Genomic DNA, 13383 nt, shown 5'->3' on the forward strand with positions numbered 1-13383 from the left:
GGACTTCGTCCTGCTATACAGTCAAAAGACGGCATTGTGTATTTAATGTAAGTTGGGCTTTACCCATCATCAATGACGGCATAAATGCCAACCTACAAAAGCATTATGCTGTGGCATTTCCGTCTTTTTCCTTTCAGCTTTACCCGTCTTGCATCGTCTCAGCTTGTACCGTCTCTGCTTTTCCTAGAACCTGCTTTTAAACCTTCTTGCCATAAAAAAGGCGATGCTTCTTAGAAACATCGCCTCAATATTATGTCATCGAACCATTTTGCGCTATACGCAGTCGCTCGACAATCTGCTTTCTCGCTTTAATTAACCGCAAGCTGCTCAGCAGGCTTCTTTACAAACATACAAGCAATAATCACGATAGCTGTAGGCAGTAACCATGCCATACCTTCGTTGTGTAAAGGCATGAAATTAAACATGCTTACATCAACTTTAGCCGCTTTAAATCCATCAATAATACCGAAGAACAGCGCCACACTAACGACCAGGCGATGCGCGGTTTTTGGATAAGCAAAACGTTCAGTTAAGAAAGTTACTGCAACCAATGCAATTGCGACAGGGTAAACCGTCATCAATACTGGGACACTAATGTCGATTAACTGCGCTAAACCAACGTTAGCAACGGTTGCACAAACAACGCTCACCAATACAACAAAGCGGCGATAAGATACCTTGGGTGCTAACTCATTAAAGTACTCACCACAGGCACTGATAAGGCCTACTGAAGTTGTTAAACAAGCAAGAGTAACAACTGATGACAACAATACCATGCCGCTCGCGCCAAATTTAGCGATAACGTAGTTAGTTAAGATCACGCCACCATTTTCAGCACCGGCAGCTAAGTCACCCGCTGTCGCACCTAGATAGAATAATGATACATAAACAAATGCCAAACCACTTGCTGCAATCAAGGCCGCTTTAATCAAATAGTTAGTCTGTGCTTTTGGCTCTGTAATGCCTTTCTTGCGTAGAATGTCGATGATCAACATACCGAAGATTAACGAAGCCAAGGTATCCATGGTGTTGTAGCCTTCCAAGATCCCTTTCGTTAGCGGGTTACTTTGATATTCACCAACCGCAGCGCCAATGTCGCTACCTGGGATCACAATAACTGAAACCGCTAGACCCATTAATAGTAAAATAAGGATCGGGGTTAATACTTTACCAACACTATCTAGTAGCTTACCAGGGAACAGTGCCAGCACCATTGAAAGCCCAAAAAACGCCAGCGTATAGAATAGTTGCGTGATGTTTAACGTTAAGCCTGCAAGCATAAAGGTTGCCGACGTATCTTCTAAAAATGGCTTAAAGCCAACTTCATAAGCAACTAGGCCGGTTCTTGGTGCTGCAAACGCAGGCCCTATAATGATGAAAATCGACACGGCGAGTGCTGTTGCTGCGATGGGAGGCAGCAACTGCATAATTTTACCGTTTGCTTTAGCGACAGCAATCAAAGTGATCAGTGGTAGGCCGACAGCTGTAATAAGGAAACCGAACATGGCAAGGGTGAGATTTTCACCAGCCATAAAGCCCGCTAAAGGCGGAAAAATTAGGTTGCCCGCGCCTAAGAAGAACGCGAAGGTCATGAAACCTAACCCTAACGTATCTGCGATACTCATTTGATTGTTTTGCACTTTATGCCCCATCTAGATTTTATTTTAGTTAACTATTTCATGCCATCACGCCACTAAGGCACCATATTTGGATGACAACAAAAATGCGTAATGATTAGTTTACACGGCTCCGTGGTAAATACGGCCTATACATGGCGAGTTTATGAACAGCAGCGGAAATATTATCGCTTAAATTGCTTTAAAACTGTTTTACCTTCTCTAAAACTGGGCTTTTACCGAGTAAAGAGGGGCATACTATTATCAGAGTAACTTCTAATAAACAAGCTGACATACCTAATAAAACCCAATCTCGATACAGATAACAACAAGGAGTTAACAGTTAATTTTCATAACTTACATTCACCCTATTAGCACCCACAAGCAGACACATTCGCGTTAATACCCAGCAAGCACTCTAAAGCTAGTAACCACTTACCAGCATGAATTCGCAACACATCCAAAAACATTAACAACAGATCATTTTTAGTAGATTACCGCAGAGGTTTGATTAGCGTACAATTAAGTTAACTGTTCAAACTGACCCTGTTGCAATGCCATTTACCTTTAAACAATTTCATATTGATGACAATCGCTGTGGTATGCCAGTAAGTACCGATGGAGTATTACTTGGTGCTTGGGCGCCCTTAAGTCAGGCACAGACTATTTTGGATATTGGGGCTGGCAGTGGCCTATTAAGTCTGATGGCCGCTCAGCGCAGCCAAGCTAAAATCACTGCAATTGAACTTGACGACCAAGCAGCACTCGACTGTCAGCACAATTTTAATGCCTCAGCCTGGTCAGATCGCTTAGAACTTATCTGTTGTGATATCCAGGCCTATTGCCAAAACGGCCACAGCAAGCAGTTTGAGCATATCATCTGCAATCCGCCCTATTTCGCTAACGGACCCCAGTCGAGTAGCGCTTCGAGAGCGACGGCGCGCCATACTGACAGTTTAAGTTTTGAGGCTTTATTAGCAGCGATTAAGCAGCTATTAGCGCCCGAGGGGCAAGCTAGCCTCATATTACCGACTGAGTCAGTCAGTCTGCTGGAAGCCATTTTGGCGACGCATAACTTGAGGTTGTGCCACAAACTACTAGCAGCGAGCGTTGAAGGTAAAGCGCCGAATCGTCAAATACTGGTGCTTACCCATGATTTAACAGCAAAAAATATTATCGATTGCGATACAGATATACAGACGGCTTCTCAACAGCAGCTTTATATCCGAGAGAAAAATGGTCAGTACAGCAAAGCCTTTAGTCAACTGAGTCAGGATTTTTATTTAAAGCTTTAAGGATCTGGCGATCTAATCGTTTAAAGTCTCTGCTATAAGCTTTATAATGTCCGGCTATTATTTATTGAGATGCCACGCATGCAATTTGAAGATCTCCAGCTTGACCCTCGTTTGTTAGAGTCACTGAAAGCAATGGGTCATAACAAGCCCACTACCATACAACAACAAACAATCCCAGTTGCCATGGAGCAAAGAGATATCTTAGCTCGTGCGCCAACGGGTACTGGCAAGACTGCAAGCTTTCTTCTGCCTGCGTTGCAACACCTTCTCGACTTTCCACGTCGATATGGCGGCCGCGCACGTGTATTGATCCTGACACCGACTCGTGAGCTTGCTAGCCAAATTCATCGCTATGCCAGCCACCTTGCTACAGGCCTAGGTTTAGACAGCGTCATCATCACAGGTGGTGTCCCTTACGGTCCTCAAGAAGAAGCGCTACAGAAGAACGTTGATATTTTAGTCGCCACTCCTGGCCGTTTAATGGAATACCTAGACAAAGGTCATTTCAACGCGGAAGAAGTAGAAGTACTGATTATTGATGAAGCCGACCGCATGCTAGATATGGGCTTCTCTGCCGTTGTTGAAACCATTGCAATCGAATCGGTCGGTCGTAAGCAAACCATGCTGTTTTCTGCCACGCTTGAAGGCAGTGACGTAGGTCGTTTCTCGCATCAGCTGTTAACGAATCCCGTTAAGCTTGAAGCTGAAGCACCACGTAGCGAAAAAGCCAAAATTCATCAGTGGATCCACTTAGCCGATGACAAAGCCCATAAATTTGCCCTGCTGTGCGCACTGTTAAAACAAGAAGATGTGCAACGCACCATCGTCTTCGTCAAGACACGTGAAGCGGTCGCTAGCCTTGAAGGCTTGCTACAAAAAGAAGGGATTACTTGTGCATTTATGCGCGGTGATATGGAGCAAAAAGCGCGTTTCCAAGCACTGGGCCGTTTCACCAAAGGTGAAGTGAATATCTTGCTAGCAACAGACGTTGCTGCACGCGGTATCGACGTTGACGATATTACCCATGTTATTAACTTCGATATGCCACGCTCAGCAGATACTTACGTTCACCGTATCGGCCGTACTGGTCGCGCTGGCGCTAAAGGTACAGCTATTTCGCTAGTTGAAGCCCATGACATTCGTGTTGTTGGTAAAATCGAACGTTATATCGAGCAACCACTGAAGCGTCGTTTCGTTAAAGATCTGCGTCCAAAGAACAAAGAAGCGAAACCGCCTGGAAAGAAAAAGCCGGGTCCAGTAGGCAAAAACTTCAGTAAGAAGAACAAAAAGAAAAAGAAGAAGTAATTCCCTTAGGGATAAGAGCGCTTCTTTCACATCAAAGGGACACGTTTTCGTGGCCCTTTTTTTTATCCCTTTACACTGGTATATGCACACCTAAACTACGCAATAAATGGTAATACGCCGTAACGGTTACAGCCCCCATACCGACAACCAAAATGACCCGATATTTAAAGCCATGCTGATGGTGTTTTACTCGGTCTTTATGCGTCACGACATCCATCATCTCGTCGCCAAAATAAACCGATAAGAAGGTACCAACAGCGCTGATTGCGAGGATGCTCCAATAAGGAATAGGTTGAGTCAGAATATGTTCGAGTAATCGGGTGAGAAACGTCAGTTGATAAGTACTTTCAGAAAAGCTAATAAAGTAAACATTGACCCCTACAGCAATAAACCACAGCACGACTTGAGTCGTTGCCATCTTGACTTTAAACAGTAAACGCACAGGAAAGGCGATGAGAAACCCACCATCAGCAACGGGTGTGCACAGTACAAAAAAACTCCAGCTTAATATTGCTAATGCAAAACCTGTAGACGCATTATATTTCCAACTCATATACCCAAAATAAGCAACGATAATGACAAGTAAAGCCAGAAACTTTATCAGCGTTTCTTTGTGGGTTTCATGACTCGGATTAAATTTGTTGTTCATTGCGTTAACCATAATGACTCACTATTCATTGAGATCTAAATATTTAAGTATCTGAGTATCTATTTATCAATACCTCACTCACATCAAATAGAAGCTAAGCAAACTTGTGTTGTTGCTAGAGTCACCGCTAGATAATTTGACTTATACAATGTGAGTTGGATGATGCTACCCACAACTTTAGTCATTGGATCGACATGGCGCCAAGTATTCACGTTTGATGCTCGATGCCTTATTAAGCAATTACAGCGACACCCATAAAATGAAACAAATTTGTTACAAATAAAGATTCCACCTTAAGTCTGACTCTGGTAATTTATGCAATAAGAAGAAGTCTTTGCACGGAAAAGCAGGATCAGATGATAACTAAAATAAAAACCATTCTTCGGAGAATGACACCTCTCTTTATTCTTTTCGCCTTCGTTGTTGCGGCTCAGCTCTTGATCAACACCAAGGAAGCACCTGAGCAAAAAGATGATGAGATCCCGCTCCCGATTGTTGATGTCACCGAGGTTAAGGTGCAAACCGTTTCGTTAAACCTCCCCTCTTACGGTATCGTGAGCCCTAAATATAAAACTCAATTGGTCACCGAAGTCCAAGGGCGCATGCTGTCTATCTCAAATAACTTTGTTGCCGGTGGCGTAGTCAAGAAGGGTGAGGAGCTGGCCGTTATTGAGCCATCTGATTATGAAGCAGACTTAATGCAAGCTCAGGCATCACTCGCTCAAGCAAAAGCGGCGCTAGAAGAAGAGGTCGCTAAAGGTGAAGTGGCTAAGAATGACTGGAAAGGCTATGACGGTGGCATTCCACCTGAATTAGGCCTGCGTCTACCGCAACTAAAGCAAGAACAAGCTAACGTAAAGTTTCAGCAAGCCGCTCTCGCCCGCGCACAACGTAACTTAGAGCGCACCGTAATTCGCGCACCTTTCGATGGCATTATCAAGGGCCGTAACGTCGACCTTGGGCAATACGTCACTTTAGGCACAAACCTAGGTGAGCTCTACGATACTCGCATTGCCGAGGTGAGATTGCCGCTATCAAATAACGACCTTGCCTATCTTGAATCCGTCGATAACCCCGATACAGGCGTAACCTTAAGTGCTGACTTAGCGGGTAAGACCGTAACCTGGCAAGGACAAATTATTCGCAGCGAAGGCGTTATAGATGCTGAAAACCGCATGGTTTACTTGGTCGCTGAAGTCAAAGACCCTTACCTTCGAGGTCAACGCAGCGAAGGTCAGTTACCGCTTAAGTATGGTACTTTTGTTACCGCTATCATTAAAGGCCGCACTGTCGAGGGGATCGTCAAACTGCCTCGTCATTTGGTTCGTGACAATCAAGTGACTATAGTCACTGACGATAACAGCATTGAGATCAGAGACGTTAATGTTGTCAAAAGCGATCTCGAAAATGTCTACATTAAAGACAGCCTTGTCGACGGTGAGCGTGTATCACTGACTAATCTTACCAATCCTGAAAATGGTCAGGTGGTTAAAGTCTTAGGTGAAGAGGCTAATTCAACTCAAGATACTGATACCGATAGCAGTGACAACAGCGAAGAGCAACTTGCTAATGCAGGTGCACAATAATGACCACTGAAAATGAAAACCAAAAAGGCTTAATTGCCTGGTTTGCCAAAAACAATGTGGCATCCAACCTATTGATGTGGATTTTAATCATAGGCGGCTTATTCAGCACCTTAATTATCAATAAAGAAATTTTCCCATCATTTGAGCTTAACTATTTACAGATCTCTGTTGCCTATCCTGGCGCCGCCCCTCAAGAAATTGAGGAGGGGATCAATATAAAAATTGAAGAGGCCATTCAAGATATCAATGGTATTAAAAAGGTCACCTCTATCGCCAGTGAAGGCGTCGGCCTGGTAACCATTGAAGTCGAAGACAGCTACGATCCACAAGATATTTTAGATGAGGCCAAGCTGCGCATCGACGCCATCTCAACGTTTCCCGTTAATATCGAAAAACCTAATATTTCTCGTATAAAGCCAGAAAACAACGTCATTTGGATTTCAGTTTACGGTGATCAGTCTCTGCAAGAGATGAAGGAACTGGCGAAAACGATTCGTGACGAAGTCGCCGCACTCCCCGCCGTCACCCGCGCTCAGGTTACTGGCGTACGCGAATACGAAATTGCGATTGAGCTCTCAGAGAATAAGCTCAGAGAATATGGTCTGACGTTCTCGCAAGTTGCTCAAGCGGTACAAAACTCCTCTATCGATCTACCGGGTGGCTCTATTCGCGCAAAGGATGGCGACATCTTACTGCGCACTAAAGGGCAAGCCTATACCGGTGAAGACTTCTCGAAAATTGTGGTGAGCACTCGCCCTGATGGAAGCCGCGTGATGCTGCCACAAGTCGCGACCATTAACGACAGTTTTGAAGAGCGCCTTGAGTACACTCGTTTCAACGGTCATCCTGCTGCCATTATCGAAGTGCTAAGTGTTGATGATCAAAATGCACTGGATATTTCAGCTCAAGTCAAAGAGTACATAGAACAAAAACGCGATGCATTACCAACCGGGGCTAAGTTAGATACCTGGGGCGATTTGACCCATTACCTTAAAGGTCGCTTGAACATGATGCTGTCGAACATGTTCTATGGTGCTTTATTGGTGTTCCTCATTTTGGCGTTATTTTTAGAAATAAAACTGGCATTCTGGGTGATGATGGGACTGCCTATTAGCTTCCTTGGTGCCATGCTATTTATGCCACTGGAGCCTTTCTCACTGTCAATCAACCTGTTAACCCTATTTGCATTTATTCTGGTGCTAGGGATCGTGGTGGACGACGCCATTGTCATTGGTGAGAGTGCCTATAGTGAAATAGAAAAACATGGTCACTCGTTGGAGAATGTAGTCAAAGGTGCGAATAAAGTCGCTATGCCTGCCACCTTTGGTGTATTGACGACCATTGCCGCGTTTATGCCAATGCTAATGGTATCTGGCCCGCAAGGGATTATCTGGAAATCCATCGGTATGGTGGTCATTTTATGCCTCATATTTTCCCTCATTGAATCAAAACTGATATTACCTGCTCACCTGGCCCATATGAAACCGCGTAAACCTCGTGAGCAATTAGGTTTATTAGGCCGCCTAAAGGCAGGGCTCAACGATAAGGTGCAGTACTTTATTCACAATATGTACCGTCCGTTTTTAGAACGTTGTATCGTGCAGCGCTACAATACGGTGGCGGTTTTTGTCGGCGTGCTTATCCTTTCTATCGCTTTGGTCATTAGCGGACAAGTGCGTTGGGTTTTCTTCCCGGATCTGCCATCAGATTTCATTCAGGTCCAACTTGAGATGGACGAAGGTAGCTCAGAAGAAAACACCTTAAAAGTTGTGCAAGAGGTTGAAGAAGCCTTATACGCAATGAATGAAGAGATGGAGCAAGAGTTTGGCTACCCAGTCGTAAAGCACAGCTTTATCAATATGAGTTCTCGCACTTCAGCCTTCTTGTTCGCCGAACTCACCAAAGGTGAAGATCGCGATGTCGATGGCGAGACGATTGCCAGTGCCTGGCGTAAACAGTTACCTGAACTCATCGCAGTCAAAAAGCTTAACATTAATGCCAGCACCAATGATGGCGGTGATATCTCTTTTAGATTAACCTCGAGTAATCTCGAGCAGTTATCGCAAGCATCTGAGGAGCTAAAGCTAAAACTTCGCAGCTATGAGGGTGTTTATGATATTGCTGATAATTTCTCCTCAGGTAGTCAAGAAATTAAGCTCAAAATCCGCCCTGAAGCCGAAGCGTTAGGCTTAACCTTATCAGACCTTGCTCGCCAGGTACGTTATGGCTTTTATGGCTATGAAGCGCAACGTATTTTGCGCAACAAAGAAGAAGTGAAGGTGATGGTGCGCTACCCACTTGAGCAGCGCCGCACTGTGGGGCATCTTGAGAATATGCTCATTCGCACCCCCAGTGGTGTTGCGGTGCCATTTGCAACGGTAGCAGAACTGCAATTAGGCGACTCCTATTCATCAATCACTCGTGTTGATGGCCGCCGTGCAATTACGATTAATGCCAATGCCGATACCAACAAAGTTGAACCATCGAAAGTGGTCAGTGAGATCCAAGAAGAGTTCTTGCCGCAACTGCAGGCTAAGTATCCCAATATATCAACTGCACTTGATGGCGGTAGCGCCGATGAGCAAAGCGCGTTAGTGAGCCTGTTACAAGGTTTCTTCTTCGCACTGTTTACTATCTACGCGTTAATGGCCATTCCGCTAAAATCTTACAGCCAACCTTTGATCATTATGTCTGTTATCCCATTTGGTATGATTGGTGCGCTATTTGGTCATTTTATCTTAGGCTTAAACATGAGCATTTTAAGCTTGTGTGGCATCGTTGCATTAGCAGGGGTTGTGGTAAACGACTCATTGATCTTGGTCGATTTTGTTAACCGTGCGCGCGCCGAGGGCCACAGTATTGTGAGAGCGGCTGTCGACTCAGGTTGCTATCGCTTTAGAGCGATTATCCTGACCTCACTTACAACCTTTGTTGGCTTAGTCCCTATTCTGTTAGAGAAAAGCCTACAGGCGCAGATTGTGATCCCGATGGCGGCGTCTTTAGCCTTTGGTATTTTATTCTCTACCGTGGTAACACTGATTTTAGTGCCGATCCTTTACATCATCTTAGATGATGTTAGGCGCGGCCTAAGCCGCTTCTACCATTGGTGGTGGCAGCCAAAGTCAGACCAAGCATCGGTATAACCCATGTTTAATAAAAGGGAGGCGTTGAGCCTCCCTTTTTAATGCTCTGCTTCGCGCTGAACAGATCGTAAAGGGATGCCAAATACCACGCAAATACACCCAGTCTAAGGCCATCAATATAACAATCGGTATAAGCCATAAACAGCTAAATATTAGCCCTGTCGTGCTCAGCTAAAATTGACCACATACTGAGTTTAGATAACTCGATCCAGTAAACAGATTTAATTAGCCTAAAGCATTATCCTTTGCCGATAGCAATTCTAGATAGGCGCGATGATGACTGTTTGCCAGCCCACACTTGTGTACGATATCCGTAATAGCCGTTACCTTAATATTACCGGTCGCTGCACCTTAAGGTGTCAGTTTTGCCCTAAACACAATGGTAGTAAACAGGTGCATGAGTATCAACTCGATCTTAACCGCCAACCCAAAGCCGACGAATTAATCGCGCAGCTTGGGAATGTGTCTCAATTTGATGAATATGTATTCTGCGGATATGGCGAGCCCACGCTAAACCTAACCACTTTGCTCGATGTCGCTAAAGAAATTAAGCTCCAAGGAGGTAAAGTGCGCGTCAATACGGATGGACTCGGTAACCTATTCCATAAACGCAATATTCTTCCCGAGCTAGCCACTTGTGTTGATAGCCTATCGATTTCACTCAATGCCGATACCGAAACACTTTACCAGCAACATTGCCGCCCCAAGTTAGCTGGAGCTTACTGGGCATTGCTTGATTTCATTAAGCTTGCACCTCAATTTGTTAACGACGTGCAAGTGTCAGCGATCAATGGTCTCGAAGGCGTCGATATCGAGGCATGCCGCAAACTGGTGGAAAACAGAGGCGCTCACTTTAAGCAAAGAGAGTTAGATATCGTCGGCTAGATAGCGGTTTAACTCTGGGGGAAAATACTGAATTAAATTGATGCTTTGCATTGCACAACATGATTAACAAACATTATCTCAAATGTTAATTCATGTTAGTATGCGAGGCATAATAACTGTAATAAATATCAATACATGCTAACCCGCAAACAACCTTTATTAATCAGTGCTCAAGGGATCCGTTGGTCTCAAGCACGTATCTTAGCCGCCGCGAGCCAGCTCTGTATGCTGTTGGTTTCGATCATCATTCTGACTAATATCATTATCACCTTAGGTGAAAGGCGTTTGCAGGAAGACTGGGCAACCCAACGTTACAGTGAGCTACAAGCGGTTGGCGCACTAATCTCAGATAAAGTGTCATTCCAGCAGTTTAGAACGCAGATGTTTGCTAAAGCTGAACTGCTTAAACATTACCTGAATTTACCCTCTTCAGATAATCAGCAACAGCTGCTTAATAACTGGGACATTCTAGTCGATAACGTCCCTGAATTATTGGGTATTGCCCTTTACGATCCTCAAGGCCAACATAAGTTTGCCACCAGCAACGATTTTGGTAATGAAAGCCTGCCCCCCGCGTTACTCGGTGGAGCTAGAAATATGGGGGGAAATGAAATCTACACCTCGCCATTAGAATTTACTCCGATTGATGGCCAGCTTGAGCCCTTTCTATATCAATTTGCTTGGCTAGAAAATCCAGATCAGAGTATTCGTGGCTACCTTGTTACCTATAACTCTATGTCTAAAATGCTTAAAAGTATTAAACCTGCTTATTCAAGCAAGCAAGCCCCCTTGATGATGCTAGATACTCAAGGTTTGCTTTATGCCGGTGCACAACAGAGCACGGGCGTGACTCGCCTCCCCGAAACCATGGGCGGTAGCTTAAAGCAGTCTTACCCGGCCCTTTGGCGTAAAATGGCGATGAGTAATTTTGGTCAGTTCCATGGCGATGTGGCCACCTTCGTTTACTTGAAAGTAGAGCTAACCACGCAATATGAAACGCGCAGAGAATACTTTTTGGTGTCTTATATTAAAAATACGGACATCGCAGCTAACTTTTCTCAATGGCGTAATATTCTTATCATCGGGTCAGTCCTGATCACACTATTAGCCTCTTTAGTGATTTTCTTAACTCACTTATATCGTATAGAGCAACGTTCCCGAGAATTCAGTATTGATATGACTAATCGCCTATTTGATAGCGAACTAGGTTGTATCATCGCCAACGATAGTGGTCGCGTGTTAACGGCGAACTCTTCAGCATCAAAATTACTTGCCTTGCCTATCGATGAGCTCTCCGATCGTAGTTTGCAGCGCATTCTCAATTTGAATGATGACCAATATCTAGATTTTATTAAGACAGTTGATGAAACAGAGCATTGGCAAAGCGAGCTATATACAGATACCACTCCCCATATTTGGCTGAAAATCAGTGTGCGCATAGAAGTCAGTAAGGATGAAAATCGCCGCTTTATGCTGGTAACCTTTGAAGACATTAGCGAACTTAAACAGATCCAAGAAGAGGCGATGTTGAATCGTTTGCTCCACAATGGCCCAACAGCCAGCGTACTCACCGATGCAAAAGGCGTTGTGGTCAAATCAAACTCGGCTTTCAACACGCTATTGCAAGTGGAAGACAGCACCGAACTCAATGTTATCCATCTTTTAAGTGAAGAGTTTAGTCATCACTGGCCTCAAATTTCCCAACAGCTACAGATCCAAGGTAGCTGGAAAGGACAGGTTTTTGCGATGATGAATCATGTACAAGACAGTTGCTTACAAGCCACGTTACAAGGCTATTTAGATAATTCAGGAGAGCTTGAGTATATACAATGTAGCTTTGAACAAGCCATAGTTAAGCACTCAAATAAAGATGGCCTTAATTCAGTACCAAAGCGAAGTACCATCTTTAACCACAAAGATGATTTAGAAAGATACTTCAATAACTTAACTCAGCACTGCAAGGACTTTTCTAGCCTGCTCATGATAGATATCAGTGCCGAGGATATGCTAAGCCATATGAGTGATATGGGCCAAATTGAATCTCGCCAAAAAGAAGTGGAGATCCATTTGTTACGCGATCTGCCTCACCGCTACCAGATGTCCCATTGGCAGTTAGGCAAGTTAATCGTTGTATTACCCGATACCGACTCCGATCAGGCCCATTATTTTGCCATTGAGACCTTAAATAAGCTCAATGATAACGGTCTAGGTGAAGGGATCTGTATCGGTATTGCCTCTTATCAAGCAGAGCAAAGCCTTGAGCAACTGATTGCCAATGCTGAAGTCGCGCTAAAGCGTGCTAAGCAAACCGGTCAGCAGCAAATCTGCCAGGCTTATACAAGGCAGCTTATTTAGTCTTCGCGTTAACACTTTTGAGTTAATGCAAAGTATTGTGGCTTAATAAACCTGTACACCGATATGAGGTAAACTATCCTTAATATAAAGCGGTGTAAAAGTAATGAAGACTCAACCAACTTATTCAACAGAATTTAAAATTGATGCAGCTAACCTTGTCATTAATCAAGGCTATACCATTCGTGAAGCTTGTCAGGCTACCGGTGTAGGCCCAACAGCGATGAGACGTTGGGTTATCCAACTAAAGCAAGAATTTGAAGGTATTACTCCATCTGCGAATGCAATCACTCCAGAACAAAGGCGCATTCAAGAGCTTGAAGCTCAAATTAAGAAGATTGAATGGGAGAAAGACATCCTAAAAAAGGCTACCGCTCTCTTAATGCAAGACAGCATCAAACGATAGCATTAATTGAATCGTTATCGAGAGAGCAAAACAGTGTTAAACCACTTTGTGACTTATTTGAAGTCCCGCGAAGCAGCTATCATTACCACCTAAAACACCGTGAATTAATAAAACCAGAGCGTGAATTATTGCTCAAAAAAGCGATT

The 13383-nt window shown here is 44.1% G+C and carries 9 protein-coding genes; 7 read left to right on the plus strand and 2 right to left on the minus strand.

All coding sequences use genetic code 11. The annotated features are described in order from the left end of the window. Nucleotides 1-308: 308 nt before the first annotated feature. On the minus strand, nucleotides 309-1652 hold the full coding sequence (gene brnQ, locus ACVBIK_RS05100; RefSeq protein WP_447169224.1) for a branched-chain amino acid transport system II carrier protein: 1344 nt from the start codon (nucleotides 1650-1652) through the stop codon (nucleotides 309-311). Nucleotides 1653-2170: 518 nt separating this feature from the next. Here brnQ and ACVBIK_RS05105 point away from each other — a divergent pair. Both ACVBIK_RS05105 and srmB read left to right on the plus strand, forming a co-directional pair. After that, nucleotides 2171-2911, plus strand: a complete 741-nt coding sequence (locus ACVBIK_RS05105; RefSeq protein WP_447160209.1) for a tRNA1(Val) (adenine(37)-N6)-methyltransferase — start codon at nucleotides 2171-2173, stop codon at nucleotides 2909-2911. A gap of 78 nt (nucleotides 2912-2989) precedes the next feature. Further along, nucleotides 2990-4216 (plus strand): ATP-dependent RNA helicase SrmB, encoded by a 1227-nt coding sequence (srmB, locus tag ACVBIK_RS05110; protein ID WP_447160208.1) that lies wholly within the window; start codon nucleotides 2990-2992, stop codon nucleotides 4214-4216. A gap of 70 nt (nucleotides 4217-4286) precedes the next feature. On the opposite strand, the gene ACVBIK_RS05115 is transcribed toward srmB, so the two are convergent. Further along, a complete protein-coding gene (locus ACVBIK_RS05115) occupies nucleotides 4287-4865 on the minus strand; it encodes a hypothetical protein (RefSeq protein ID WP_447160207.1) in 579 nt (192 codons plus the stop codon). 356 nt (nucleotides 4866-5221) lie between these two features. Here ACVBIK_RS05115 and ACVBIK_RS05120 point away from each other — a divergent pair, with 356 nt between their 5' ends. The 5 genes from ACVBIK_RS05120 (at nucleotide 5222) to ACVBIK_RS05140 (ending at nucleotide 13237) form a co-directional block, all read left to right on the plus strand. After that, nucleotides 5222-6451 carry an efflux RND transporter periplasmic adaptor subunit gene (locus ACVBIK_RS05120; protein WP_447169225.1) on the plus strand — a complete coding sequence of 410 codons (1230 nt, stop codon included), beginning with the start codon at nucleotides 5222-5224 and terminating at the stop codon, nucleotides 6449-6451. Then, on the plus strand, nucleotides 6451-9594 hold the full coding sequence (locus tag ACVBIK_RS05125) for an efflux RND transporter permease subunit (protein ID WP_447160205.1): 3144 nt from the start codon (nucleotides 6451-6453) through the stop codon (nucleotides 9592-9594). Before ACVBIK_RS05120 ends, ACVBIK_RS05125 begins: the two co-directional genes overlap by 1 nt. 276 nt (nucleotides 9595-9870) lie before the next feature. After that, nucleotides 9871-10479, plus strand: coding sequence for a TatD family nuclease-associated radical SAM protein (locus ACVBIK_RS05130; RefSeq protein ID WP_447160204.1), 609 nt, complete (start codon nucleotides 9871-9873; stop codon nucleotides 10477-10479). Nucleotides 10480-10614: 135 nt separating this feature from the next. Next, nucleotides 10615-12834: a PAS domain-containing protein gene (locus tag ACVBIK_RS05135; protein ID WP_447169226.1), complete on the plus strand. Its 2220-nt coding sequence runs from the start codon at nucleotides 10615-10617 to the stop codon at nucleotides 12832-12834. Nucleotides 12835-12937: 103 nt separating this feature from the next. Next, on the plus strand, nucleotides 12938-13237 hold the full coding sequence (locus ACVBIK_RS05140; RefSeq protein ID WP_447169227.1) for a transposase: 300 nt from the start codon (nucleotides 12938-12940) through the stop codon (nucleotides 13235-13237). Nucleotides 13238-13383: the final 146 nt, after the last annotated feature.

It is taken from the genome of Shewanella sp. 125m-1 (assembly GCF_052977065.1).

Coding starts and splice junctions, on each gene's coding strand:
- brnQ (WP_447169224.1), bottom strand. CDS start 1,652: ATGGGGCATAAAGTGCAAAACAATCAAATGAGTATCGCAGATACGTTA.
- ACVBIK_RS05105 (WP_447160209.1), top strand. CDS start 2,171: ATGCCATTTACCTTTAAACAATTTCATATTGATGACAATCGCTGTGGT.
- srmB (WP_447160208.1), top strand. CDS start 2,990: ATGCAATTTGAAGATCTCCAGCTTGACCCTCGTTTGTTAGAGTCACTG.
- ACVBIK_RS05115 (WP_447160207.1), bottom strand. CDS start 4,865: ATGAACAACAAATTTAATCCGAGTCATGAAACCCACAAAGAAACGCTG.
- ACVBIK_RS05120 (WP_447169225.1), top strand. CDS start 5,222: ATGATAACTAAAATAAAAACCATTCTTCGGAGAATGACACCTCTCTTT.
- ACVBIK_RS05125 (WP_447160205.1), top strand. CDS start 6,451: ATGACCACTGAAAATGAAAACCAAAAAGGCTTAATTGCCTGGTTTGCC.
- ACVBIK_RS05130 (WP_447160204.1), top strand. CDS start 9,871: ATGACTGTTTGCCAGCCCACACTTGTGTACGATATCCGTAATAGCCGT.
- ACVBIK_RS05135 (WP_447169226.1), top strand. CDS start 10,615: ATGCTAACCCGCAAACAACCTTTATTAATCAGTGCTCAAGGGATCCGT.
- ACVBIK_RS05140 (WP_447169227.1), top strand. CDS start 12,938: ATGAAGACTCAACCAACTTATTCAACAGAATTTAAAATTGATGCAGCT.